This window comes from Streptomyces sp. T028, from assembly GCF_048159505.1.
In the GTDB taxonomy this organism is placed as follows: domain Bacteria; phylum Actinomycetota; class Actinomycetes; order Streptomycetales; family Streptomycetaceae; genus Streptomyces.
Genome location: NZ_JBLRVZ010000012.1, coordinates 134,537 through 158,031 on the forward strand (window position 1 = coordinate 134,537; position 23,495 = coordinate 158,031).

Annotated in this window: 24 protein-coding genes and 1 riboswitch; of the genes, 12 read left to right on the forward strand and 12 right to left on the reverse strand. The window is 71.8% G+C overall.

Annotated elements, in window-relative coordinates; genetic code table 11:
- The first annotated feature begins 176 nt into the window (after positions 1-176).
- The 4 genes from ACLZN2_RS12925 to ACLZN2_RS12940 all read left to right on the forward strand — a co-directional run bounded on the left by ACLZN2_RS12925 (position 177) and on the right by ACLZN2_RS12940 (position 5,638).
- Positions 177-953 (forward strand): ABC transporter ATP-binding protein, encoded by a 777-nt coding sequence (locus ACLZN2_RS12925; protein WP_416978562.1) that lies wholly within the window; start codon positions 177-179, stop codon positions 951-953.
- A complete protein-coding gene (locus ACLZN2_RS12930; RefSeq protein WP_416978563.1) occupies positions 925-3,009 on the forward strand; it encodes a YhgE/Pip family protein in 2,085 nt (694 codons plus the stop codon). The genes ACLZN2_RS12925 and ACLZN2_RS12930 overlap by 29 nt, the downstream gene beginning before the upstream one ends.
- Positions 3,010-3,053: 44 nt before the next feature.
- The gene (locus ACLZN2_RS12935) at positions 3,054-3,680 is read left to right on the forward strand and encodes a TetR/AcrR family transcriptional regulator (RefSeq protein ID WP_416978564.1); all 627 of its coding nucleotides are present in this window, start codon (positions 3,054-3,056) and stop codon (positions 3,678-3,680) included.
- A gap of 485 nt (positions 3,681-4,165) precedes the next feature.
- Positions 4,166-5,638 carry a phytoene desaturase family protein gene (locus tag ACLZN2_RS12940; protein WP_416978565.1) on the forward strand — a complete coding sequence of 491 codons (1,473 nt, stop codon included), beginning with the start codon at positions 4,166-4,168 and terminating at the stop codon, positions 5,636-5,638.
- A gap of 44 nt (positions 5,639-5,682) precedes the next feature.
- Here the strand turns inward: ACLZN2_RS12940 and ACLZN2_RS12945 are convergent, their stop codons facing one another.
- The 6 genes from ACLZN2_RS12945 to ACLZN2_RS12970 all read right to left on the reverse strand — a co-directional run bounded on the left by ACLZN2_RS12945 (position 5,683) and on the right by ACLZN2_RS12970 (position 10,527).
- Positions 5,683-6,684 (reverse strand): hypothetical protein, encoded by a 1,002-nt coding sequence (locus ACLZN2_RS12945; protein WP_416978566.1) that lies wholly within the window; start codon positions 6,682-6,684, stop codon positions 5,683-5,685.
- A 56-nt stretch (positions 6,685-6,740) separates the two neighbouring features.
- Complete coding sequence (gene metF, locus ACLZN2_RS12950; RefSeq protein WP_416978567.1) at positions 6,741-7,664, reverse strand: methylenetetrahydrofolate reductase [NAD(P)H]; 924 nt, start codon at positions 7,662-7,664, stop codon at positions 6,741-6,743.
- A gap of 94 nt (positions 7,665-7,758) precedes the next feature.
- Complete coding sequence (gene thiE / locus ACLZN2_RS12955; RefSeq protein ID WP_416978568.1) at positions 7,759-8,406, reverse strand: thiamine phosphate synthase; 648 nt, start codon at positions 8,404-8,406, stop codon at positions 7,759-7,761.
- 32 nt (positions 8,407-8,438) lie between these two features.
- Positions 8,439-8,804: an Rv2175c family DNA-binding protein gene (locus tag ACLZN2_RS12960; protein WP_133910060.1), complete on the reverse strand. Its 366-nt coding sequence runs from the start codon at positions 8,802-8,804 to the stop codon at positions 8,439-8,441.
- A gap of 92 nt (positions 8,805-8,896) precedes the next feature.
- Positions 8,897-10,144: an NAD(P)/FAD-dependent oxidoreductase gene (locus tag ACLZN2_RS12965; RefSeq protein WP_416978569.1), complete on the reverse strand. Its 1,248-nt coding sequence runs from the start codon at positions 10,142-10,144 to the stop codon at positions 8,897-8,899.
- 32 nt (positions 10,145-10,176) lie between these two features.
- Entirely contained in the window at positions 10,177-10,527 is a 351-nt protein-coding gene (locus ACLZN2_RS12970; protein ID WP_416978570.1) for a hypothetical protein, read from the reverse strand.
- A 55-nt stretch (positions 10,528-10,582) separates the two neighbouring features.
- Positions 10,583-10,695: riboswitch (TPP riboswitch) on the forward strand.
- On the opposite strand from ACLZN2_RS12970, the gene thiO reads away from it, so the two are divergent.
- From thiO to ACLZN2_RS12995, 5 genes are all read left to right on the forward strand, one after another.
- On the forward strand, positions 10,693-11,859 hold the full coding sequence (gene thiO, locus ACLZN2_RS12975; protein ID WP_416978571.1) for a glycine oxidase ThiO: 1,167 nt from the start codon (positions 10,693-10,695) through the stop codon (positions 11,857-11,859). (Overlaps the previous riboswitch by 3 nt.)
- Positions 11,856-12,056, forward strand: coding sequence for a sulfur carrier protein ThiS (gene thiS, locus ACLZN2_RS12980; RefSeq protein ID WP_416978572.1), 201 nt, complete (start codon positions 11,856-11,858; stop codon positions 12,054-12,056). Before thiO ends, thiS begins: the two co-directional genes overlap by 4 nt.
- A 5-nt stretch (positions 12,057-12,061) precedes the next feature.
- Positions 12,062-12,856, forward strand: coding sequence for a thiazole synthase (locus tag ACLZN2_RS12985; RefSeq protein ID WP_416978573.1), 795 nt, complete (start codon positions 12,062-12,064; stop codon positions 12,854-12,856).
- A 216-nt stretch (positions 12,857-13,072) separates the two neighbouring features.
- Complete coding sequence (pknB, locus tag ACLZN2_RS12990) at positions 13,073-15,016, forward strand: Stk1 family PASTA domain-containing Ser/Thr kinase (protein WP_416978574.1); 1,944 nt, start codon at positions 13,073-13,075, stop codon at positions 15,014-15,016.
- 124 nt (positions 15,017-15,140) lie between these two features.
- Positions 15,141-16,034 (forward strand): deoxyribonuclease IV, encoded by an 894-nt coding sequence (locus ACLZN2_RS12995; protein ID WP_416978575.1) that lies wholly within the window; start codon positions 15,141-15,143, stop codon positions 16,032-16,034.
- A 5-nt stretch (positions 16,035-16,039) separates the two neighbouring features.
- Here the strand turns inward: ACLZN2_RS12995 and ACLZN2_RS13000 are convergent, their stop codons facing one another.
- Together ACLZN2_RS13000 and ACLZN2_RS13005 are read right to left on the reverse strand one after the other, a co-directional pair.
- Positions 16,040-16,315, reverse strand: coding sequence for a hypothetical protein (locus ACLZN2_RS13000; RefSeq protein WP_416978576.1), 276 nt, complete (start codon positions 16,313-16,315; stop codon positions 16,040-16,042).
- 61 nt (positions 16,316-16,376) lie between these two features.
- Entirely contained in the window at positions 16,377-17,009 is a 633-nt protein-coding gene (locus ACLZN2_RS13005) for a sulfite oxidase-like oxidoreductase (RefSeq protein ID WP_416978577.1), read from the reverse strand.
- Between the two features lie 175 nt (positions 17,010-17,184).
- Here ACLZN2_RS13005 and bfr point away from each other — a divergent pair, with 175 nt between their 5' ends.
- Positions 17,185-17,664: a bacterioferritin gene (gene bfr / locus ACLZN2_RS13010; protein ID WP_416978578.1), complete on the forward strand. Its 480-nt coding sequence runs from the start codon at positions 17,185-17,187 to the stop codon at positions 17,662-17,664.
- A 28-nt stretch (positions 17,665-17,692) separates the two neighbouring features.
- Here the strand turns inward: bfr and ACLZN2_RS13015 are convergent, their stop codons facing one another.
- Together ACLZN2_RS13015 and ACLZN2_RS13020 are read right to left on the reverse strand one after the other, a co-directional pair.
- Complete coding sequence (locus ACLZN2_RS13015; protein WP_416978579.1) at positions 17,693-17,926, reverse strand: (2Fe-2S)-binding protein; 234 nt, start codon at positions 17,924-17,926, stop codon at positions 17,693-17,695.
- A 121-nt stretch (positions 17,927-18,047) separates the two neighbouring features.
- Entirely contained in the window at positions 18,048-19,400 is a 1,353-nt protein-coding gene (locus ACLZN2_RS13020; RefSeq protein WP_416978580.1) for a class II 3-deoxy-7-phosphoheptulonate synthase, read from the reverse strand.
- A 97-nt stretch (positions 19,401-19,497) separates the two neighbouring features.
- On the opposite strand from ACLZN2_RS13020, the gene ACLZN2_RS13025 reads away from it, so the two are divergent.
- Positions 19,498-19,554, forward strand: coding sequence for a trp operon leader peptide (locus ACLZN2_RS13025; RefSeq protein WP_416978818.1), 57 nt, complete (start codon positions 19,498-19,500; stop codon positions 19,552-19,554).
- A 108-nt stretch (positions 19,555-19,662) separates the two neighbouring features.
- On the forward strand, positions 19,663-21,531 hold the full coding sequence (locus ACLZN2_RS13030) for an anthranilate synthase family protein (RefSeq protein ID WP_416978581.1): 1,869 nt from the start codon (positions 19,663-19,665) through the stop codon (positions 21,529-21,531).
- A 62-nt stretch (positions 21,532-21,593) separates the two neighbouring features.
- Here the strand turns inward: ACLZN2_RS13030 and ACLZN2_RS13035 are convergent, their stop codons facing one another.
- Both ACLZN2_RS13035 and macS read right to left on the reverse strand, forming a co-directional pair.
- Positions 21,594-22,241, reverse strand: a complete 648-nt coding sequence (locus ACLZN2_RS13035) for a response regulator (protein WP_416978819.1) — start codon at positions 22,239-22,241, stop codon at positions 21,594-21,596.
- A gap of 11 nt (positions 22,242-22,252) precedes the next feature.
- The gene (macS, locus tag ACLZN2_RS13040; protein ID WP_416978582.1) at positions 22,253-23,479 is read right to left on the reverse strand and encodes a MacS family sensor histidine kinase; all 1,227 of its coding nucleotides are present in this window, start codon (positions 23,477-23,479) and stop codon (positions 22,253-22,255) included.
- Between the last annotated feature and the right edge of the window lie 16 nt (positions 23,480-23,495).

Here is a 23,495-nt window from a genome sequence, read left to right on the forward strand (position 1 = left end):
ACCTCCTGTCGTCTGTGTGACGGCACGACCTGTCCGGTGGTGCCGTATGTGCCCATCGTGGGGTATGCCACTGACAGTCCGTTCTGACCTGCGCTTTTGCTTCGATCGAAGATTCGGGCTAGTTTTTGCACTGACCAGTCAGTTCAAAAAATTTCACCAGTGGATCAGGGGGGACAGTGGGCGGCGTCCGCATCACAGCCGAGGGCCTCGGCCTCAGGGGCCCCCGCGGTTGGGCCTTCCGGGGCGTGGACCTCGACGCGGAACCCGGCTCGCTGCTCGTGATCCAGGGACCGTCCGGCTCCGGCCGCACGAGCCTGCTGCTCGCGCTCACCGGCCGGATGAAGGCCACCGAGGGGACGGCGACCGTGGGCGCGGCACGGCTGCCGAAGCAGTCGGCCGCCGTGCGCCGGATCGGCGCGCTCGCGCATGTCGCCGGCGTCACCGACCTCGACCCGGCCCTGACCGTCGGCGAGCACCTGCGCGAACGGGCGCTGCTGCAGCGGCGGTTCGGCGGATCCGTACGGGAGCTGCTGCGCCCGCGCGCGGAGCGGGCGACGCAGACCGAGTCCAGGATCGACACCGCGCTGGGCGCGGCGGGCCTCGACCGCGCGGCCCTGCCCAAGGGCGCGCGGACCGCCGTACGCGATCTGGAGCGGATCGAGGCGCTGCGGCTGTCGGTGGCCCTCGCGCTCGTCGGGCGGCCGCGGCTGCTCGGCGTCGACGACACCGACCTGAAGCTGTCCGAGGCCGAACGCGGCGAGATCTGGGGCCTGTTGAGGTCGATCGCCGCGTCCGGGACCACCGTCCTGGCGGTGTGCGCCGAGGCACCCGAGGGAACCGCCGCGGTGTCCCCCCACAGACCCGAGGCCCACAGACCCGAGGGCACGGCGTCCGCCCCCGCACCCGACGACAAGGAGAAGGCCGATGCGCTCGCCGAGACTGGCCGCGCTTGAGCTGCGCCGCTTCGGGCGGGGGAAGCTGCCACGGGCCGCGCTGGTGGCGCTCCTGCTGCTGCCCCTGCTGTACGGCGCGCTGTACCTGTGGTCGTTCTGGGACCCGTACGGGCGGCTCGACCGGATCCCCGTGGCGCTGGTGAACGACGACAAGGGGGCGACCGCCGACGGGAAGCGGATCGCCGCCGGCGACGACATCACCCAGGGGCTGCGGGACAGCGAGGTCTTCGACTGGCACGAGGTCGGCGCCGAGCAGGCACGCGCGGGCGTGGAGGACGGGACGTACTACCTGTCGCTCACCGTGCCGGCCGACTTCAGCGCGCGGATCGCCTCCAGCGCGGGCGACGCGCCGGAGACCGGCGCCCTCCAGGTGCGGACGAACGACGCGAACAACTACATTGTCGGGCAGATCTCACGGACCGTCTTCAGCGAGGTCCGCACGGCCGCGTCCACGAAGGCCTCGCGGACCTTCCTGGGCAGGATCTTCGTGTCGTTCTCCGGCATCCACGGCGCGACCGCGAAGGCCGCCGACGGCGCCGACGACCTCACGGACGGCATCGGCAAGGCCGAGCAGGGCTCCAAGGACCTCGCCGACGGGCTGTCCGAGGCCAAGAAGGGCAGCGGCTCGCTGGCCACGGGCCTGCAGAAGCTCGACTCGGGCGCCGGTGACCTCGCGGACGGCACCCAGAAGGTCGCGAACGGCACCCAGGCGCTCGCCGACCGGGTCAACGGGGTCGCGGGCAGGGTGGGCCCCTTCCTGAAGGACAACGAGAAGACGATCGGCGACACCGCGCAACTGGTCGCGGACTCCGCCCAGGCGGTCGGCGCCCACCTCGACACGCTGGTGAAGGCCGCTCCGACCGCCGCCAAGGGCGCGCACACCGCCTCCGACACCCTGGCCGCCGTCCACCGCGCACGCTGCGAGAACCCGGTGCTGGCCGACCCCGCCTGTACGGAGCTGAAAAAGGCCCGGGACACGGCAGCCGAAGTCGCGACCATCGCGGACGACCTCAACACGCTGATCGCCGACCAGGACGGCGACCTGAAGACCATGCGCGCCCACCTCGGCACGCTCCAGGAGCAGGCACAGGCCCTCGCCGACCGGGCCCCGCACCTCTCCGAGGACCTCGACGACGCGGTCACCCGGATCAACGCCCTCAACACGGGCGCCGGAAAGGTCGCCGCGGGGGCGCGGGAACTGCACACCGGCCTCGGCACCGCCGCCACCGGCGCGGGCACCCTGGACCAGGGCGTCGGCCGGCTCAGGACGGGCGCCGAGGACCTCAGCGGCGGCATGTTCAAGCTCTCCGACGGCTCCGGGCAGCTCGCCGACGGACTGCACGACGGCGCCGCGCGGATCCCCGATTACGACGAACAGGAGCGCGACGCGCGTACGGCCGTCATGGCCGACCCCGTGCGACTCGCCTCCCGGGACCTGCACAAGGCGGCGAACTACGGCACCGGTTTCGCCCCGTACTTCATCCCGCTGTCGCTGTGGGTGGGCGCGATGGTCGCGTACATGCTGATCCCGCCGATGAACCGGCGCGCGCTCGCCGTGGGCGCCTCGGCATGGCGGATCGCGCTGGCGGGCTGGCTGCCGGTGGTCGCGGTCGGGGTGCTGCAGACGACGGCGCTGATGGCGGTGCTGCACTGGGCGATCGGTCTGGAGATGGCCCGCGCGGCCGGGACGGTGGGCTTCCTGTTCCTCGTCACGGCGTGTTTCGCGGCCCTCGTGCAGTGGCTCAACGCGCGCTTCGGCGCGGCGGGCCGGATCCTCGTGCTGGCACTGCTGATGCTCCAGCTGACGTCGGCGGGCGGCACCTACCCGGTGCAGACCAGCCCCGGCTTCTTCAACGCCATCCACCCCTGGCTGCCCATGAGTTACGTCGTGGAGGCGCTGCGCAGACTCATCACGGGCGGCGGCATGGAACCGGTGTGGCACGCGTGCGTGGTGCTCGTTCTCTTCAGCGCGGGCGCGCTCGCGCTGACCGCCCTGTCGGCGCGCCGCCGCCAGGTGTGGACCCTGGACCGGCTGCACCCCGAACTGAGCCTGTGAAGATCCGGCATACGGGAGGTCGGGTTCCTGTGACAATCAGGACCATGGAAAGCAGCACCACGTCGGGCGGCCGCACCCGCCGCGAAGCCACCCGGCAGAAGCTCTACGAGGCGGCCGTCACGCTCATCGCCGAACAGGGCTTCTCCGCCACCACGGTGGACGAGATCGCCGAGCGGGCCGGCGTCGCGAAGGGCACCGTCTACTACAACTTCGCGAGCAAGTCGGTCCTCTTCGAGGAGTTGCTGCGGCACGGCGTGGGCCTGCTCACCGCCTCCCTGAGACAGGCCGCCGAGGACACCGAACAGAGCGGCGGCAGCAAGGTCGACGCACTGGACGCGATGGTCCGCGCGGGCCTCGTCTTCATCGAGCGCTACCCGTCCTTCACCCAGCTGTACGTGGCCGAGCTGTGGCGCACCAACCGGACCTGGCAGTCCACGTTGATGGTGGTGCGCGAGCAGGCGGTGGCCGTCGTGGAGGGCGTACTGCGCGAGGGCGTCGAGAACGGCGAGTTCAGTGACGAGATCGATGTGCAGCTGACCGCGTCCGCGCTGGTCGGGATGGTCCTGGTGGCCGCCCTGGACTGGCAGGCCTTCCAGCCGGAGCGCACCCTCGACGACGTCCACTCGGCGCTGTCCCGGCTGCTGCAGGGGCGGGTGAGCGGTCACCGCTGACGGCGGGACGCGCACACACGAAGGCGCCGGTCCGCCGTGGCCGCGTCCCCCGCGGGCCACCTCGAACCGGCGCCTCCTCGTGCTCCCCCGTTCCCCCCGGTTTCCCCCGTTTCCCTCCCCCGTTGTTCCCCCGTGTTCCCCCGTGCGGTCGTTCCCCCGGATCTCCCCCGTGCCTCGCTCCCGCCGACCTGGTCGGCGGAAGGAGCGGAGCGGGGGCCGCACCGTTCCGGCGCCCCGTGTCGCCGGTGCCGGAGCCGCGCCCCTTTTCCGTGTCTCCAACTCTCGCGTCCGCGCAGGCCCGCCCCCATCCGCGCGCGTACTCAACTCACTGCTTAGGTACGCGTACTCAGAGCTGTGTGCTCAACCTCAGAACGCTCCGCGGTCGTCTGGTCACGATCGCGTCCGCCGCCGTACTCCCCCGCACCGGGTCAGGCCCCGCCGGGCCGCGGACGTGACTGTCAGTGGTGGCCGATAAAGTCGCAGGCATGGCACGGATTGCGGTGATCGGCGCCGGGCTGGGCGCGATGGCGTCCGCCGCCCGGCTGGCCGTCGCGGGCCACCGGGTGGCGGTGTACGAACGTACGGAGACGTACGGCGGAGCGGTGCGCCGCTTCGAGCGGGACGGCTTCGGCTTCGACACCGGGCCGGGGCTGCTCCCCCTGCCCGCGGTCTACCGGGACCTGTTCGTCAAGACCGGCAAGGAGTCGCTGGAGGCCCGTGTCGAGCTGGTCCAGGTCGACCCGTCGGCCCGGCATGTGTTCGCGGACGGCACCGAGGTGTCCCTGCCGAACGCCTCGCGCGCGGGGGTCGTCTCCGCCCTGGACGGGGCGCTCGGGTCGGGTGCGGGGCTGCGCTGGGGCGACTTCCTGGTCCGGGCCCGTGAGGCCTGGGACCGCACCCGCCGCCCGCTCCTGGAGGAGCCCCTGTGGCCGAACTGGCAGGTGCTGGCCGACCGTGAGCCCTACCCGGCGGTGCCGCACAAGCGGCTGCTGCGCACCCGCCGGGCGGGCACCCTCGCCGAGGTCGGCGCCTGGGAGCTGCGCGACCCCCGGCTGGCCGCCCTGCTGGACGGGCACGCGCTCGCGTACGGCCTGGATCCCCGGGCCGTCCCGGCGAGCGCGGCCGTGCTGCCGTACATGGAGCACGCCTTCGGCATGTGGTACGTGCGCGGGGGCCTGCGGGAGCTGGCCCGCGCGGTGTACGAGCGCTGTGTGGCCCGCCGCGTCGAGTTCGTCTTCGGCGCCGAGGTCACCCGGGTGCTGGAGAAGGACGGCCGGGCGACGGGCGTGGAGCTCGCCGGAGGCGAGGTGGTGGACGCCGACTTCGTGGTCGCGCCCGGCACCGCGGCGGAGCTGCCCGTCCGGGGCGAGGGCGAAGTGGCGCCCCAGCGGGGCCTGACCAGCCGGCTGACCGTGCTGCTCGCGCTGCGTGGCGCCCGGCCGGAGGGGACCGCGCACCGGACCGTGGTGCACACCCAGGACCGCGAGGGCGAGCTGGAGAGCCTGTTCGGTACGGCAGCGACGGTGCCCGCGCGGCCGACGGTCACGGTGCTGCGGCCCGGCGACCCGGCGCTGGTGCCGGACGGCGACCACGAGGCGGTCACGCTCGGTGCGGCTGTGCCTGCCGGGGCGGAGATACGCGAGGAGCACGTGGAGTCGGTGATCGCCGCCGCCGAGCGTGCCGTACCGGGGCTGCGGGACCGTGTTCTGTGGCGCGAGGTGCGCACCCCCGCCGACATCGCGGCCGAGACGGGCGCGGCGGGCGGTGCCGTCCCGGCGCCGGCACTGGCGGCGGCCGGGGGCCGGCTGCTGCACCCGGCCAACTCGACCGGTCTGCAAGGTCTGTTCACCGCCGGAGGCTGGTCGCACCCGGGCGGCGGACTCCCGCACGCGGGCATGTCGGGGGCGCTGGTGGCCGGACTGATCGTGGAGGGACCGGAGTTCCGCGGCTCGCAGTGAGAGCCCGTCGGCTCGCGGTGAGAGCCCGTCGGCTCACGGTGGGGTCAGTAGCGGTACTGCTGGTCGTCGTACCCGCCCTGGCCCTGCTGCCCCTGCTGGCCGTCCCCCTGGTACGGGTACTGCTGCTGGTCGGGCGGGAGTTCGCCGCCGAACGGGTCGTCGGTGCTGCGCTGCTGCGGGACCCAGACGCCGCCCGCCGGGGTCTCCCCGTAGCCGCCCGTGGCGTACTGGTCCTGGCTGTAGCCCTGCTGCCCGTACTGCTGCTGGCCGTAGCCGCCGTCGTAGGTGCCGCCGCCGTAGGTCTGGGTGCCGATGTACGGGTCGGAGTAGGCGGCGTACTGCTGCTCGCCGGTGGTGTCGTAGCCGTACTGCTGCTGGTTGTACCCGGAGTAGCCGTCGTAGCCGTAGGCCGTCTGGTCGGCGCCCTGGGCGGCCGTCGCGTACTGGTCCTGGGACTGGCCGGTGGCGCCCGCGTACTCGGAGGAGTCGGTGTATATGCCGTAGGCGTTGGTGTCGTCGGGCATGGGCTGCGGTGAGTAGACGGTGGTGCTCTCGGCGGCGGAGGCCTGGGCCTGGCGGGCGGCCGGGGTGAAGACGTCGTCGCGGTCGTAGTCGTCGTCGGCGTACGCGTCCTTGTCCCGGCCGTAGCCCGGGCTGTCGCCGCCGAAGGAGTCCTCGTCGCCGTAACCGGCGGGGCGGCCGGTCTCCAGGTCGGTGACCTCGAGGTTCGGGTCCTCGCCCTTGTTGCGGCGGCCCTTGCCCAGGCCCTTGGGAAGCGGTCCCTCACCGTCGCCGCGGCGCACGGCCCAGCCCTCGGCGAAGCCGCGGCGGAAGGACAGCGTGACGTACGTCTGGCCGACCGCGAAGGCGGCCGCGCCCAGCCCGATGACGATCACCGACGGGATCAGCACACCGAGCACGACACCGAGGAAGCCCACGAAGGCCAGCAGCCGCCAGCGCAGGCGCGCCTTGTACTGCAGCAGCACCTCGCCGAGCAGCCACAGCGCGACGATGCCGAACGCGATGTAGAGGACCGTCCAGCCCATGTACGCCCCTCTCCCAGTGGCCGCTACGCAGTGTGTCGTATATCCGTGCGACCGGTCTAGGCCTGCGGCGGGTGGTGCAGACCCAGGTTCTCGTAGATTTCCAGTGTCGCCGTGGAGTTGTTGAGCGTGATGAAGTGCAGTCCGGGCACTCCCTCGGCGAGCAGCCGTGCGCAGAACTCCGTGGCGAAGTCGATGCCAATGGAGCGTACAGCGGCCGGATCCTCTTTGGCTGTGAGGATCCGCTCTTTCAGGGCGTCCGGGAAGTGGGCGTTGCTGAGCTGGGGCAGCCTCTCCAGCATCTTCACACTCGTCACCGGCAGGATCTCCGGGATGACCGGGGTGTCACAGCCGGCCGCCGCCACCCGGTCGCGCAGCCGCAGGTACGACTCGGGCTGGAAGAACATCTGGGTGATGGCGTAGTCGGCGCCCGCCCGGCACTTGTCGACGAAGTGCGCGACATCGGTGTCCCAGTCGCCGGAGCGCGGGTGCATCTCGGGGAAGGCGGCGACGCCCACGCAGAAGTCGCCCGACTCCTTGATGAGTCGGACGAGCTCCGCGGCGTAGGTGAGGCCCCGCGGGTGCGGCACCCAGTCGCCCATCGGGTCGCCCGGCGGGTCGCCGCGCACGGCGAGCATGTTGCGGATCCCGGCGTCGGCGTACTGGCCGATGATGTTGCGCAGCTCGGCGATGGAGTGGTCGACGGCGGTGAGGTGGGCCACCGGGGTGAGGGTGGTGTCGACGACGATCTGCTGGGTCTCCTTGACCGTGGTGGCCCGGGTGGAACCGCCGGCGCCGTACGTCACCGAGACGAAGTCGGGGGCGACCGCCTCGACCCTGCGGAGCGCGCCCCACAGGCTCCGCTCACCCTTGGGCGTCTTCGGCGCGTAGAACTCGAACGAGTACGTCGTCTTGCCGGTCGCCAGGATGTCACGCACGGTGCGTGCGCGGTCCGTCCTGGTGGATGCGGTTCCGAGGGCCATACCCGCAGGTTAACCAGGGGCCGACGACCACCCAACCGAACGCCGGATATTTGCCCGAATTGTCGGCCTGTTGTCCACCCTTTGGACAGACGTCCTAGATCTGGCGCAGCCGCTTCGCGAACTCCGCCGCCGCCGCGCCGGGATCGTCCGCCTCGGTGATCGCCCGGACGACCACGACCCGGCGGGCGCCCGCCTCCAGCACCTCGTCGAGGTTGTCGAGGTCGATGCCGCCGATCGCGAACCAGGGGCGGTCGGTGCCGAGGGCGGCGGTGTGCCGTACCAGACCGAGGCCCGGGGCGTGCCGGCCTGGCTTGGTGGGGGTGGGCCAGCAGGGGCCGGTGCAGAAGTAGTCCACGCCCTCCTGGACGGCGGCGGCCTCCGCCTCCGCCTCGGCGTGGGTGGAGCGGCCGATCAGGACGTCGTCGCCGAGGACGGCACGGGCCGCCGGGACCGGCAGGTCGCCCTGGCCGAGGTGGAGGACGCCGGCGCGGGCCGCGTGGGCGACATCGGCCCGGTCGTTGACCGCGAGCAGCCTGCCGTGCCGGGCGCAGGCCTCGGCGAACACCTTCAGGTGCTCCAGCTCCTCGGCGGCCTCCATGCCCTTGTCGCGCAGCTGCACGATGTCGACACCGGCCGCGAGGACCGCGTCCAGGAATTCCGGGAGGTCGCCCTGGCGGGTGCGGGCGTCCGTGCACAGATAGAGCCGGGCGTCCGCGAGGCGGGCGCGGGCGGTGTCGGTCATCGGTGTCCCCCGTGGTGTCGGTACTGGCTGCCTCAGACGGCGAGCGCCTGGGCCCGGCGCTTCACCTCCGTACCGCGATTCTCGCTGAGGGCCTGTGCGGGGGTGCCGGGCAGGCTGTCGTCGGGCGTGAAGAGCCACTCCAGCATCTCTTCGTCCGTGAAGCCGTCGTCCCGCAGGAGCGTCAGGGTCCCGGAGAGGCCCTTGACGACCTTGTCCCCGTCGATGAAGGCGGCGGGGACGTGCAGCGCGCGGTTCTCACCACGGCGTACGGCGATGAGCTGACCCTCCTTGATCAGCTGCCGGACGCGGATCACGTCGACATCGAGCATCTCCGCGATGTCGGGCACGGTGAGCCAGGCGGGGACGAGAGCATCGGTCTTTGCGTCAATCTCGGTCACGGGGTCAAGGGTAGGCGCATCTTGGGGTGGCGGCGATGGGTCGTTCTTCGGGTGCGGCGCCGTGGGGGCTGGTCGCGCAGTTCCCCGCGCCCCTAAAGACCTGCAGTCGCGTTCTTCATGGGGCGGGCCGGGTCCGACAGGGCCTCCGGGTCCATGCGGCGTGCTGTCTCGATCAGTTTCCTGCCCTGGGCGAGATCCCGTGGGCGCCCTACCGCCAATAGAGCCACCAGGCGGTCCTCCCGGAGCCAGCAGACGCTCCAGGCCGGGCCCGTCGGGTCGCCGCGCCAGACCAGGTGGTCGGCCGCGGTGTGGTGGCCTGCGTACTGGACGAAGCGGCCGAACTGCTCGGACCAGAAGTACGGGACCGGGTCGTAGACGGCCGGGGGCTCGTCCGTGGCCGTGCCGATGATGTTCGCGGCGACGGTGCGGGGGCCCTGGAGGGCGTTGTCCCAGTGATGGACGAGGAGGCGTTCGCCGTAGCGGCCGGAGGGGAAGGAGGCGCAGTCGCCCACCGCGTAGACGTCGGGGACCGAGGTGCGCAGCCGGTCGTCGGCCAGGACCTCGTGATGGGCGCCCAGTTCGACGCCGGAGCCGGTCAGCCAGGCGGTGGCGGGGCGGGCGCCGATGCCGACGACGACGGCGCCCGCGGGCAGCCGGGAGCCGTCGTCGAGGACGACCGCGCCGGGCTCGACGCGGGCCACGCGCGCGTGGGTGCGCAGTTCGGTGCCGCTGTCGGCGTACCAGGAGGTCATCGGGGCGGCGACCTCGGCCGGGAGGGCGCCGGCGAGGGGCCGGTCGGCGGCCTCCACGACGGTGACCGCGCAGCCGGCCTCGCGCGCGGCGGTGGCGAACTCGGCGCCGATCCAGCCGGCGCCGACGACCACGATGTCGTGCTGGCGGGCGAGGACGGGCCGCAGCCGCTCGGCGTCGTCGAGGGTGCGCAGCAGATGGACGCCGGGCACGCCCTCGGCGCCCGGCAGCCTGATGGGTTCGGCGCCGGTGGCGAGGACGAGGACGTCGTACGGGACGGGCCCCGCCTCGGTGTCCACCTCGTGGTCGGCGGGGCGCAGGCCGAGCACCTCGCGACCGAGCAGCAGGTCGATGCCGAGGCTCTCGAAGTCGACGTCGAAGGCGGAGCCCTCGGCCTTGCCGAGCAGGACGGCCTTGGAGAGCGGGGGCCGGTCGTAGGGCTGGTGGGGCTCCGCGCCGATCAGCGTCACGGTGCCGTCGAAGCCCTGTTCGCGCAGGGCGACCGCGGTCTGCACCCCGGCCATGCCCGCACCGACCACGACCACGCGCCGCGCGGGCGGCCTGTCCTCTTCCCGACTCTGCTCGCTCACCCGATCACCATAGACAACTGACAATTTGTCAGTCAGCCGTCGTGCTCCGTGACCTGCTCCACAACGCTGGTGCCGCTGCCCTCCTGCGACTCCCAGGACCAGGTCTCCTCCAGTCGCACCCGACCGTCCGCCAACGCGACGACCATCGAGACGCAGTGCCCCGAGGAGGTCGTCCCGTCCCGCTTGAGCTGGACGTACCGGAAGTCGAGCCGGTCCCCCTCACGGGTACCCACGAGATGGCCGCGTACGACGTCGCCGCCCGCGTAGTCCGCCCAGATCACGCCGTCTTCCTCGTGGTACGTGAAGCGGGTGCGGGTGCCGACCTGGCCCGGGGCCTGGTCGGCGACGGGGGCGAGGACGAGACCGTCGAGCGAGCGGGACACGGGCGGGAGGCTCCCTTTAAGAGGCGCGGAACCACGGGCTAGGGTGTGGCCAACGTAGAGCACTCGCGGGAGCCCGGACGCACCGGGCTGAGAGGGAGGCTGGCCGGCCTCCGACCGTACGAACCTGATCCGGGTCATGCCGGCGAAGGGAGGGGCTGGACGCCCATGTCGCGTACACGTACATCCGACGTCCTCGTCGTGGGGGGCGGGATCATCGGGCTGGTCACGGCGTGGCGGGCCGCGCAGCGCGGGTTCGCCACGGCGGTGGTGGATCCCGAGCCGGGCGGCGGGGCCGCGTGGGTGGCGGCCGGGATGCTGGCCGCCGTCACCGAACTGCACCACGGCGAGCAGACCCTGCTGGGACTCAACCTGGCCTCGGCCCGCCGCTACCCGGACTTCGCGGCCGAGCTGACGGAGGCGACCGGGCTGGACCTCGGCTACCGCCGGTGCGGCACGCTCGCGGTGGCGCTGGACGCCGACGACCGCGCTCATCTGCGGGAACTGCACACATTGCAGACGCAGTCAGGGCTGGAGTCGGAGTGGCTGACCGGGCGGGAGTGCCGACGCCTGGAGCCGATGCTCGCGCCCGGGGTGCGGGGCGGGCTGCGGGTGGACGGCGACCACCAGATCGATCCCCGGCGGCTGGCCGACGCGCTGGTCGTGGCGTGCGAGCGGGCGGGGGTGGTCCTCCACCGCGTGTGGGCGGAGCGGCTGTCCGTCGTGGGCGGGCGGGCCGCGGGGGTCGTCACGGGGGACGGTACGGCCCTGGCGGCGGGGCAGGTGGTGCTCGCGGCGGGGAGCCTGAGCGGGCGGCTGGCGGGGGTTCCGGAGGACGTACTGCCGCCGGTCCGGCCGGTGAAGGGGCAGGTGCTGCGGCTGACGGTGCCGCCGGCGTACGCGCCGTTCCTCAGCCGTACCGTGCGGGCCGTCGTGCGGGGCAGCCAGGTGTATCTGGTGCCCCGGGAGAACGGCGAGCTGGTCGTGGGCGCCACCAGCGAGGAGCTGGGCTGGAACACGACGGTGACGGCGGGCGGTGTGTACGAGCTGCTGCGCGACGCGCACGAACTGGTGCCGGGGATCACGGAACTGCCGTTGACCGAGACACGCGCGGGGCTGCGGCCCGGCTCCCCCGACAACGCGCCGCTGCTCGGGCCGACCGGACTGGACGGGCTGCTGCTGGCCACCGGGCACTACCGCAACGGCGTGCTGCTGACCCCGGTGACCGGTGACGTGCTGGCACACGCCCTGGCCACCGGTGAACTCCCCGACGAGGCCCGCCCCTTCACCCCCCGGCGCTTCGGCGCCGCCGCCGTCACGGAGCAGCTCGTATGAACATCTCGGTGAACGGTGAGCGGCGGGTGGTCGCTCCCGGTACGGCCCTCGACAGCGTCGTACGAGCCCTGACGGCGGCGCCCTCCGGCGTGGCGGCCGCGCTGAACGAGACCGTCGTCCCGCGCGGGGAGTGGTCCGGCACCGCGCTCCACGAGGGCGACCGGGTGGAAGTCCTGACCGCCGTGCAGGGAGGGTGAGCGCCGTGGCCGACGACGCCTTCGTCCTTGCGGGTACGTCCTTCTCGTCCCGTCTGATCATGGGTACGGGGGGTGCGCCGAGCCTGGAGGTGCTGGAGCGGGCGCTGGTGGCGTCCGGGACCGAGCTGACGACGGTGGCGATGCGGAGAGTGGACCCTGCTGTGCGGGGTTCTGTGCTGTCGGTCCTTGAGCGGCTCGGCATCCGGGTGCTGCCCAACACGGCGGGGTGCTTCACGGCCGGGGAGGCGGTGCTGACGGCTCGGCTGGCGCGGGAGGCGCTCGGGACGTCCCTGGTGAAGCTGGAGGTCATCGCCGACGAGCGGACGCTGCTGCCGGACCCGGTGGAGTTGCTGGAGGCGGCGGAGACGCTGGTGGACGACGGGTTCACGGTGCTGCCGTACACGAACGACGATCCTGTGCTGGCGCGGAAGCTGGAGGACGTGGGGTGCGCCGCCGTCATGCCGCTGGGGTCGCCGATCGGGTCCGGGCTGGGGATCCGCAACCCGCACAACTTTCAGCTGATCGTGGAGCGGGCGGGTGTGCCGGTGATTCTGGACGCGGGGGCCGGGACGGCGTCGGATGTGGCCTTGGCGATGGAGTTGGGGTGTGCGGGGGTGATGCTGGCGTCGGCGGTGACGCGGTCGCCGGATCCTGAGCGGATGGCGTCCGCCATGCGGGCCGGGGTGGAGGCGGGGCGGCTGGCCCGGCTGGCGGGGCGTATTCCCCGCCGTTACTTCGCCGAGGCGTCGTCTCCTACGGAGGGTTTGGCCACCCTGGATCCGGAACGCCCCGCCTTTTGACGCTCTCCCACCCGCGCACCACCCGTTCACCGTCGGTCGAGAGGTGGGCCGGCCCGTGGGGGTTGATCGCCGTCGGCGGCCGGCCCTCGCGGGTGGGCACGCATGTACGCCTGGTGCGTGCCCGCGCCCCGTGGGGCGCGTCACAGGTCGGCTGCAGTCGTGCTCCGAATGGGTGGGAAGGGGTGGGGTGTCAGTCGTGGCTCGTAGACTCGCTGCGTGGACACGACCCTTCAGGACCCTCTGGTCGGGCAGGTGCTCGACGGGCGGTATCGCATCGAGGCGCGGATCGCCGTGGGCGGGATGGCCACGGTCTACCGGGCCGTGGACACCCGCCTCGACCGGGTGCTCGCGCTCAAGGTGATGCATCCGGCGCTCGCGGCCGACGGGTCGTTCGTCGAGCGGTTCATCCGGGAGGCGAAGTCCGTCGCGCGGCTCGCGCACCCCAATGTCGTTCAGGTGTTCGACCAGGGTGCGGACGGGTCGTATGTGTATCTCGCGATGGAGTACATCGCCGGCTGCACCCTGCGTGACGTGCTGCGCGAGCGTGGGGCGCTGCAGCCCAGGGCCGCGCTCGACATCCTGGAGCCGGTGCTCGCCGCGCTCGGGGCCGCGCACCGGGCCGGGTTCGTGCACCGGGACATGAAGCCCGAGAACGTGCTGATAGGGGACGACGGGCGGGTCAAGGTCGCCGACTTCGGGCTGGTGCGGTCCGTCGACACCGTCACCAGTACCACCGGGGCCGTGCTCGGGACCGTCGCCTATCTGGCGCCCGAGCAGATCGAGACGCCCGGTGCCGCCGACCCCCGGGTCGACGTGTACGCGTGCGGTGTCGTGCTCTACGAGATGCTCACCGGTGAGAAGCCGCACGACGGCGACTCCCCCGCGATCGTGCTCTACAAGCATCTCCACGAGGACGTCCCGCCGCCGTCCGGCGAGGTCCCGGGGCTGGCTTTCGCACTCGACGAGCTGGTCGCGTCGGCCACCGCCCGCGCCCCGGGCGTCCGGCCGTACGACGCCGTCGCGCTGCTCGGACAGGTGCGGGACGCGCGCGCCGCGCTGAGCGAGGCGCAGCTGGACTTCCTGCCCCCGCAGGCCGTGTCCGCCGCGCACGACAACGCCGACGACCGCACGAGCGTCATCCCGCGCTCGCTGACCGTGCCCCGGCCGCTGCCGGTCAACGAGGAGGAGGGGTTCGGGGCGGACGCGGGCTCCGTCCACCGGACCTCCCGGTTCCAGAGCCCGCCGCCGCTGCCTCCCCGGCGCCGTACGGCGCGGCCCCGGCGCGGGGTGCTCGCCCTCGTCACCGTGTTCCTGCTGGTGATCGGGGTCGGCGCCGGCGTCTGGTACATCAACTCCGGCCAGTTCACCACGGTGCCGAGGGTGCTGACGCAGTCGCAGGCGAAGGCGGAGCAGCGGCTGGAGGCCGCCGGGCTGGAAGTGGGCGACGTCGAGCATGCCTACAGCGACACCGTCAAGCGCGGCACCGTGATCAGCACGGACCCGGAGCCGGGCTCCCGTATCCGCAAGCACGACTCCGTTGCGCTCACCGTCTCCGACGGCCCGCAGACCGTGGAGGTGCCGGATGTGACGGGCTCCCGGCTGGACAAGGCCAAGGCGCTGCTGAAGTCGGACGGGCTGGAGCCGGGGCAGGTCACCGAGGAGTTCAGCGACGACGTCATCAAGGGCTTCGTGATCAGTACCTCGCCCGAGGCGGGCACGGAGCGGCGCACGGGCTCGGCGGTCGCGATCGTCGTCAGCAAGGGCAGCGCGATCGACGTCCCGGACGTGACCGGCGAGGATCTGGAAGACGCCAAGGCCGACCTGGAGGAGGCCGGTCTGACGGTGGAGGTCTCCGCCGAGCAGGTCACCTCCGAGTTCGACGCGGGCCAGGTCGCGGCGCAGACCCCGGAGGCCGGCAGCGAGGCCGCCGACGGGGACACGGTGACGCTGACCCTGTCCAAGGGCCCGGAGATGGTCGAGGTCCCGGACGTGGTCGGCGACAGCGTCGACGACGCCAGGACGGCTCTCGAAGGGGCCGGGTTCGGGGTCAAGGAGGACCGCGGACTGCTCGGGCTGTTCGGCGACACGGTGAAGAAGCAGTCGGTGAAGGGCGGCAAGACCGCGCCCAAGGGGTCGACGATCACGATCACCATCCGGTGACGGTGACCGGGCGGCGGGAAGAAGCCCGAAAGGAGCCCGGGAAGGGGGCCCACAAAGAGCCCCGGGAAGGGGCCCGGGAAGGGGCCCGGGAAGGTCACCCGCCCGGGCATGACACCCTGAACGGGTGAGTCAGCCAGCACCCCGCCCAGCAGCACCCTTCCCCTCCCGCAACCCTGTCGGCGGCCATGTCCCCGTGGCCGGCGGACTGCACTCCGTGGGCCTGACGTACGCCCATGACCTCAAGGCCGAGACGGTCCAGGTGTTCGTCGCCAACCCGCGCGGCTGGGCCACTCCGGCCGGCAACCCGGCGCAGGACGAGGCGTTCCGGGAGGCCTGCGCGGCGGAGTCGGTCCCGGCGTACGTACACGCCCCGTATCTGATCAACTTCGGTTCGCACACCGAGGCGACCGTGGAGAGGTCGGTGGAGTCGCTGCGGCACTCGCTGCGCCGGGGCCGGGCGATCGGCGCGCTCGGGGTCGTCGTGCACACGGGGAGCGCGACGGGCGGGCGGGAGCGGTCGGTGGCGCTGAAGCAGGTGCGGGAGCATCTGCTGCCGCTGCTGGAGGAGCTGACCCATGACGACGACCCGTTCCTGCTGCTTGAGTCCACGGCCGGGCAGGGCTCCTCGCTCTGCTCCCGGACCTGGGACTTCGGGCCGTACTTCGAGGCGCTGGACGCCCATCCGAAGCTCGGTGTCTGTCTGGACACCTGCCATGTGTTCGCCGCCGGGCACGATCTGACCGGCCCGTCCGGGATGCACGAGACCCTCGATTTGCTGGTGGACACCGTCGGTGAGGGCCGGCTGAAGCTGATCCACGCCAACGACTCGAAGGACGTGGTCGGCGCCCACAAGGACCGGCACGAGAACATCGGCGCCGGTCACATCGGCGAGGACCCGTTCCGCGCGCTGATGACCCACCCGGCGACGGAGGGCGTACCGCTGATCATCGAGACGCCGGGGGGCAAGGAGGGGCACGCGGCGGACGTGGAAAGACTGAAGAAGCTGCGGGACGGCTGAGGCTGTCAGTCCTCGTTTTCGAACAGCACGTGGGACGTGTCGACGATGTGCACCACGAGCACGATCAGCAACCCGTCGCTGACGACGTACTCGATGGCCATGCTGTGGGTCAGTGCGAGGGAGCGGGTGTTCTCGTCACCGGAGATGGGCGACGAGATCTTGGTGCGGGGGTCCGTGGACACTATGGCGAGGCCCCGCTGGAGCAGCTCACGGCGGTCCTCGGGGAGGCTGTCGCGCACGCGAGCCGCAGACTCGGTGTAGATCACGTTGAAGATGGCCATCAGTGGCTCCCTGCACGGTTGTCGTGGTAACCGGCAATGAGCATACCGCCACGAACCGTACTCAGAGTTCCGGGCCGTCCCCCGGCTCCTCCTGGTAGGAGTAGCGCTGCTCCTTCCAGGGGTCGCCGATGTTGTGGTAGCCGCGTTCCTCCCAGAAGCCGCGGCGGTCGGCGGTCATGTACTCGACGCCGCGGACCCACTTGGGTCCCTTCCAGGCGTAGAGGTGGGGGACGACGAGACGGACCGGGAAGCCGTGCTCGGCGGTGAGGAGCTCGCCGTCCTTGTGGGTGGCGAAGATCGTGCGCTCGGCGGCGAAGTCCGCCAGGCGCAGATTGGAGCTGAAGCCGTACTCCGCCCACACCATCACATGGGTGACGTCGGCGGCGGGCGGGGCGATCTCCAGGACGGTGCGGGCCGGGACCCCGCCCCACTCGGCGCCGAGCATGCTGAACTTCGTCACGCAGTGCAGATCGGCCACGACGGTGGTGTACGGCAGAGCGGTGAACTCCTCGTGGTTCCAGCAGCGCTTCTCGCCGTCCGCGGTGGCGCCGAAGACCCGGAACTCCCAGCGCTCGGGCCGGAACCTGGGGACCGGGCCGTAGTGGGTGACCGGCCAGCCCCGCTGCAGTCGCTGTCCCGGCGGAAGCTCGGACGGTGCTGCTTCTGCAGATTCGCGCTCCACCGGCTGACCCATGTCTCCATCCTGACAGACCCGACACAGTGCACATGACCAGCCATGTCCTGAATCGGGCAACACCGACTAAGCATGCACTAACTTACTAAGTACGCACTTACTGGACGATCTTTCCGCCCGGTGAAATCATGCGGCGGCAACCTCCCCGAATCCCCACGTGGAAGGAGCCTCTGCGATGCAGGGCGACCCCGAGGTCATCGAGTTTCTGAACGAGCAGCTCACCGGTGAGCTCACCGCGATCAACCAGTACTTCCTCCACGCCAAGATGCAGGAGAACTTCGGCTGGACGAAGCTCGCGAAGTACACGCGGCACGAGTCCTTCGACGAGATGAAGCACGCGGAGGTGCTCACCGACCGCATCCTGTTCCTCGAGGGGCTGCCGAACTACCAGCGGCTGTTCCACGTACGGGTGGGCCAGACCGTCAAGGAGATGTTCGAGGCCGACCGGCTGATCGAGGTCGAGGCGATCGACCGCCTCAGGCGCGGCATCAAGGTGATGCGCGAGAAGGGTGACATCACCTCGGCGAACATCTTCGAGTCGATCCTCGAGGACGAGGAGCACCACATCGACTACCTCGACACCCAGCTGGAACTGGTGGAGAAGCTGGGCGAGGCCCTCTACATCGCACAGCTGATCGAGCAGCCCGAGAGCTGAGCGGCCCGGGAGCTGAAGGGCCCGAGAGCTAGGCGGCTTCGTCGAGCCGTTCCAGGTCCGAGAGGACCGGGCGGCCCTGGTCGGCCAGCTCGCGGCGCGGGCAGGTGCCGCGGCCGAGAATCGCCTGAATCCGGCGGACGCACGAGCCGCAGTCCGTGCCGGCCTTGCAGGCGGAGGCGATCTGGCGAGGTGTGCAGGCTCCGTCCTCCGCGTGCTGCTGGACCTGCGCTTCAGTCACTCCGAAGCAGCTGCAGACGTACACGCGGATTCACCTCCTGCCGGGATCGATAAGGCTAACCTAACCTTACCCGGCACTCGGTGTCCACAAAAGTGGAGAGGGCGCGGATCGCATGTGATCCGCGCCCCACCCCTGTGACCGGAAGTCACTGGTCCCGGTACATCTCCGCGACGAGGAACGCCAGGTCGAGGGACTGGCTGCGGTTCAGCCGCGGGTCGCAGGCCGTCTCGTAGCGCTGGTGGAGGTCGTCGACGAAGATCTCGTCGCCGCCGCCCACGCACTCGGTGACATCGTCACCGGTGAGCTCGACATGGATGCCGCCCGGGTGGGTGCCGAGGCCCTTGTGGACCTCGAAGAAGCCCTTGACCTCGTCGAGCACGTCGTCGAAACGGCGGGTCTTGTGGCCGGAGGCCGCCTCGAAGGTGTTGCCGTGCATCGGGTCGGTCACCCAGGCCACGACCGCGCCGGACGCCGTGACCTTCTCGACCAGCTCGGGCAGCTTGTCGCGGACCTTGTCGGCACCCATGCGGACGATGAAGGTCAGCCGGCCGGGCTCACGGTCGGGGTCGAGGCGCTCGATGTACTGCAGCGCCTCCTCGGCCGTGGTCGTCGGGCCGAGCTTGATGCCGATCGGGTTGCGGATCTTCGAGGCGAACTCGATGTGCGCGTGGTCCAGCTGCCGGGTGCGCTCACCGACCCACACCATGTGCCCGGAGACGTCGTACAGGTGCCCGGTGCGGGAGTCGACCCTGGTCAGAGCGGCCTCGTAGTCCAGCAGCAGCGCCTCGTGCGAGGAGTAGAACTCGACCGTCTTGAACTCCTCCGGATCCGCCCCGCAGGCGTGCATGAAGTTCAGCGCGTTGTCGATCTCGCGCGCCAGTTGCTCGTAGCGCTGCCCGGACGGGGAGGAACGGACGAAGTCCTGGTTCCAGGCGTGGACCTGGCGCAGGTCGGCGTAGCCGCCGGTGGTGAAGGCGCGCACCAGGTTCAGCGTGGAGGCGGAGGCGTGGTACATCCGCTTCAGCCGCTCCGGGTCCGGGACGCGGGCGGCCTCGGTGAAGTCGAAGCCGTTGACGGAGTCGCCGCGGTAGGTCGGCAGGGTCACGCCGTCGCGGGTCTCGGTCGGCTTGGAGCGCGGCTTGGAGTACTGGCCGGCGATCCGGCCCACCTTCACCACGGGCACGGACGCGGCGTACGTCAGCACGGCGCCCATCTGGAGCAGCGTCTTCAGCTTGTTGCGGATGTGGTCGGCCGACACGGCGTCGAAGGCCTCGGCGCAGTCGCCGCCCTGGAGGAGGAACGCCTCTCCCTTGGCGACGGCCGCCATCCGGGCGCGCAGCTGGTCGCACTCGCCCGCGAAGACGAGCGGCGGATACGACTCCAGCTCCGCAACGACTGCGCGCAGAGCCTCGGTGTCGGGGTACTCGGGCTGCTGCGCCGCGGGCAGGTCTCGCCAGGTGTTGCCAGCGCTCGCGCTGGTCTTAGCGTTCACGGTCACGCCCTCAACATTACGGGGTCGTGTCGAGTCCTTTTCGCCCCGGCTCGACAGGTGAGACGACCCCATGCTCAGGTGCGCGTGGGGTAGGGTGCGGCACATGTTCGCGCACTCGAACCAGAACTGGTGGTGGACCGTCCGACCGGCGGCCCACTGACTGCGCGTACGCAAGACTTCGCGAAGGCCGCCCGAGGGGCGGCCTTCGGCGTTTCCGGGGTCCGTTCCTCTCGCACCTTTCCCATCTTTCCCACCGTGCAGAGGAACCATGGACCTGACAGCGCTGTTCCACGACGACCGTCCCTTCGCCCTGCTCCGCCGCCGCGGCCCCGGCCACGACGAGAACACGGTGGAGGTGCTGATCGGCCCGGTCGGCACCTTCGACCGGCTCGCCGACCTCCCCGACGAGGGCCTCGCCCTGGTCCCCTTCCGCCAGATCCGCGAGCGGGGCTTCGACGTCCGCGACGACGGCACTCCCCTGCTGGTCCTCACCCCCGAGGAGACGCACACGCTCACCCTGGCGGACGCCCTGGCCCAGCTCCCCGCGCACGAGGTACGTGTCACGGGCGGGGGTTTCGACGTCGCCGACGAGGCCTACGCCGAGATCGTCGGACGGGTGCTGCGGGACGAGATCGGGCGGGGCGAGGGCGCGAACTTCGTGATCCGGCGGACGTACGAGGGTGAGATCCCGGGGTTCGGCAGGGCGGACGCCCTCGCGCTGTTCCGGCGGCTGCTGGAGGGCGAGCGGGGCGCGTACTGGACGTTCGCCGTGCACACCGGGGAGCGCACGCTGGTCGGCGCGAGCCCGGAGGTGCATGTGCGGATGTCCGGCGGGACGGTCGTGATGAACCCGATCAGCGGGACGTACCGCTATCCGGCCGAGGGACCCACCCCGGAGCAGCTGCTCGGCTTCCTCGCCGACGGCAAGGAGATCGAGGAGCTGTCGATGGTGGTCGACGAGGAGCTCAAGATGATGTGCACCGTCGGCGACATGGGCGGGGTGGTCGTGGGGCCCCGGCTGAAGGAGATGGCGCACCTCGCGCACACCGAGTACGAGCTGCGCGGGAAGTCCTCGCTGGACGCGCGGGAGGTGCTGAAGGAGACCATGTTCGCGGCGACGGTGACCGGCTCGCCGGTGCAGAACGCCTGCCGGGTCATCGAGCGGCACGAGGTCGGGGGGCGGGGCTACTACGCGGGGGCGCTGGCGCTGCTGGGCCGGGACTCGGGCGGGGCGCAGACCCTCGACTCCCCCATCCTCATCCGGACCGCCGACATCGACGCGGCCGGGCGGCTGCGGGTGCCGGTCGGCGCCACGCTCGTACGGGGGTCGGACCCGGCGGGCGAGGTCGCGGAGACGCATGCGAAGGCGGCGGGGGTGCTGGCGGCGCTCGGCGTACGGCCGGGCAGGCCCCGGGAGGAGCAGGCGCGGCCCCGGCTGGCGGACGACCCCCGGGTGCGGGCCGCGCTGGACGGGCGGCGCTCGTCGCTGGCGCCGTTCTGGCTGCGGATGCAGGAGCGGACGCGGGACCTCACCGGTCATGCCCTGGTCGTCGACGGGGAGGACACGTTCACGGCGATGCTCGCGCACGTGCTGCGCTCCGGCGGCCTGGAGGTGTCCGTCCGGCGCTACGACGAGCCCGGGCTGCGCGAGCGGGTTGTGGCGCACGAGGGGCCGGTGGTGCTGGGCCCCGGACCCGGTGACCCGGCCGATCTCGGCGACCCGAAGATGCGGTTCCTGCGGGAGCTGACCGCGCGGGTGCTGCGGGAGCACCGGCACGGGGTGCTCGGCGTCTGTCTCGGGCACGAGCTGATCGCGGCGGAGCTGGGGCTGGACATCGTACGCAAGGAGGTGCCGTACCAGGGGGCGCAGACGGAGATCGACCTGTTCGGGCGGGCCGAGACGGTCGGCTTCTACAACAGCTTCGTGGCGCGGTGCGACGACGGGGCCCTGGCCGAACTGGCCGCGCACGGGATCGAGGTGAGCCGGGCGGCGAACGGGGAGGTGCACGCGGTACGGGGGCCCGGCTTCGCGGGTGTGCAGTTCCACCCGGAGTCGGTGCTGACGGTGAACGGGGCCTTCGTGGTGCGGGAGCTGGTGACCGGGGTGCGGTGCTCCGGGCGGCGGACGGCCCGGTAGCCGGGGCGTGGTCGGCGCCCCCGGCGACGGGGGCGCCATCCCCGGCGTGTCCTCACTGGCCGTCACTCGTCGTCGAGACCCCGCTCTATCGCGTACCGGACGAGCTCCACCCTGTTGTGCAGCTGGAGTTTGCCGAGTGTGTTCTGCACGTGGTTCTGGACCGTGCGGTGGGAGATGACGAGGCGTTCGGCGATCTGCTTGTAGCTCAGCCCCTTGGCGACCAGCCGCAGCACCTCGGTCTCCCGGTCCGTCAGGCGCGGCGCGTCCGGCTCGTCGGGGCCGGAGGCTGGGCCGGGGTCGGAGGCCAGCCGGCGGTACTCGCCGAGAACCAGTCCGGCGAGGCCGGGCGTGAACACCGGGTCGCCGACGGCCGTACGGCGCACCGCGTCCAGGAGTTCCTCGGTGGACGCCGACTTCAGCAGATAGCCGGTCGCGCCGGACTTGACCGCCTCCAGCACATCGGCGTGCTCACCGCTCGCGGAGAGGACGAGGACGCGTAGCGCGGGGTTCGCGGCGACGACCTCCTTGCACACCTGGACGCCGGGCTTGGCCGGCAGGTTGAGGTCCAGGACGAGCACGTCCGGCACGGCCGCCTTGGCGCGGCGCACCGCCTGCTCGCCGTCGCCGGCGGTGGCGACCACGTCGAAGCCGGAGTCGGCCAGGTCCCGGGCGACCGCGTCGCGCCACATCGGGTGGTCGTCGACCACCATGACCTTGATGCTCATCGCCTGCTGTCCTTCCCCGCCACGGCCTTCGGCACGGTCAACTCCACTTCGGTGCCCTGTCCGGGCGTCGAGATCAGCTCGGCGCGGCCGCCGAGGTCGCGCAGCCGGCCCCGGATCGACTGGGCGACCCCGAGCCGTCCTTCCCCCTCGGCCTGCGCGAGCCGCCCCTCCGGGATGCCGGGCCCGTCGTCCCGTACGGTGACGATCACCTCGTCGGGCTCGTCCTCGACCAGGATCCAGGCACGGGCCTCGTCACCCGCGTGCTTGCGGACGTTGTCCAGGGCCGCACCCACGGCCGCGGCCAGCTCCCGCGCGGCGGCCGGCTCCAGCGGCACCGGCGCTCCCGGCTCCGCGAGACTGACCCGGGCGGCGGCGTACGGCGCGAGCAGGGTGCGCAGATCGACGGGAACGTCGCTCTCCTCCGGCCCCTCGGGCTCCTCCACCAGGCGTACGACGGCCCCCTCGGCCAGGTCCTCCGACACCCGGGAGACCGGGACGAGCCCACCGGAGACCAGGGTGCGCAGCGCGACCTCCTGCTCCCCGGCCAGCCGGCCCAGCTCGGCCGCCTCGCCGCCGATGACCGCGCCGCGCCGCTGCACCATGGCCAGCACCTGCAGCACGCTGTCGTGGATGTCCCGGGCGAGCCGTTCCCGTTCCCTCGTCGCGGCCTCGATCTCCAGGGCGCGGGCGAGGGTGCGCTCGGAGGCGCGGGCGACCTCGACGACGTAGCCGATGGCGATGGAGGCGACCCAGACGAGGATCACGTTGTGGACGGTGTCGCGGGCCGGGTGGCCGCGCTCGATCAGGTTGGCGACGGCGACGGTCGTGGAGGCGAACGCGGCCCAGCGCCAGCCGCCCTTGATGGCGAAGGCGAGGACCGAGCCGGCCGTCCATATCGACGGCAGGGTCGGCCCGCCGCTCTGGATGTGCTGGTCGTCGACGACGAACGGGGTCAGGACGATGCCGGTGAGCGCGACGGCGAGGTCGACGGCGAGGAAGCGCTTGGTGCAGGCCGCCGCGTTCTGCACCCGGGGCAGGGTCGCGAGCGTCCAGACGAACAGGACGGCGAAGTAGGTGATGGCGACGCCGGGACGGTCGTGGTCGTCGTAGGCGGAGGCGAACAGGCCGACCGCGTACAGCATCGTCAGGACCCGGTAGCCGGAGAGCGCGCGCCACAGCGGCAGCTCGACCGACATCCTCATGACTCTCTCGCGCCTGGCCATCCGTCCAGTCCCCCCG

What these genes read in the sequence shown, in the direction of transcription:
- ACLZN2_RS12930 (WP_416978563.1), top strand. Translation starts at nt 925, where the DNA reads ATGCGCTCGCCGAGACTGGCCGCGCTTGAGCTGCGCCGCTTCGGGCGG.
- ACLZN2_RS12935 (WP_416978564.1), top strand. Translation starts at nt 3,054, where the DNA reads ATGGAAAGCAGCACCACGTCGGGCGGCCGCACCCGCCGCGAAGCCACC.
- ACLZN2_RS12940 (WP_416978565.1), top strand. Translation starts at nt 4,166, where the DNA reads ATGGCACGGATTGCGGTGATCGGCGCCGGGCTGGGCGCGATGGCGTCC.
- ACLZN2_RS12945 (WP_416978566.1), bottom strand. Translation starts at nt 6,684, where the DNA reads ATGGGCTGGACGGTCCTCTACATCGCGTTCGGCATCGTCGCGCTGTGG.
- metF (WP_416978567.1), bottom strand. Translation starts at nt 7,664, where the DNA reads ATGGCCCTCGGAACCGCATCCACCAGGACGGACCGCGCACGCACCGTG.
- thiE (WP_416978568.1), bottom strand. Translation starts at nt 8,406, where the DNA reads ATGACCGACACCGCCCGCGCCCGCCTCGCGGACGCCCGGCTCTATCTG.
- thiO (WP_416978571.1), top strand. Translation starts at nt 10,693, where the DNA reads ATGTCGCGTACACGTACATCCGACGTCCTCGTCGTGGGGGGCGGGATC.
- thiS (WP_416978572.1), top strand. Translation starts at nt 11,856, where the DNA reads ATGAACATCTCGGTGAACGGTGAGCGGCGGGTGGTCGCTCCCGGTACG.
- ACLZN2_RS13000 (WP_416978576.1), bottom strand. Translation starts at nt 16,315, where the DNA reads ATGGCCATCTTCAACGTGATCTACACCGAGTCTGCGGCTCGCGTGCGC.
- ACLZN2_RS13005 (WP_416978577.1), bottom strand. Translation starts at nt 17,009, where the DNA reads ATGGGTCAGCCGGTGGAGCGCGAATCTGCAGAAGCAGCACCGTCCGAG.
- bfr (WP_416978578.1), top strand. Translation starts at nt 17,185, where the DNA reads ATGCAGGGCGACCCCGAGGTCATCGAGTTTCTGAACGAGCAGCTCACC.
- ACLZN2_RS13030 (WP_416978581.1), top strand. Translation starts at nt 19,663, where the DNA reads ATGGACCTGACAGCGCTGTTCCACGACGACCGTCCCTTCGCCCTGCTC.
- ACLZN2_RS13035 (WP_416978819.1), bottom strand. Translation starts at nt 22,241, where the DNA reads ATGGTGGTCGACGACCACCCGATGTGGCGCGACGCGGTCGCCCGGGAC.
- macS (WP_416978582.1), bottom strand. Translation starts at nt 23,479, where the DNA reads ATGGCCAGGCGCGAGAGAGTCATGAGGATGTCGGTCGAGCTGCCGCTG.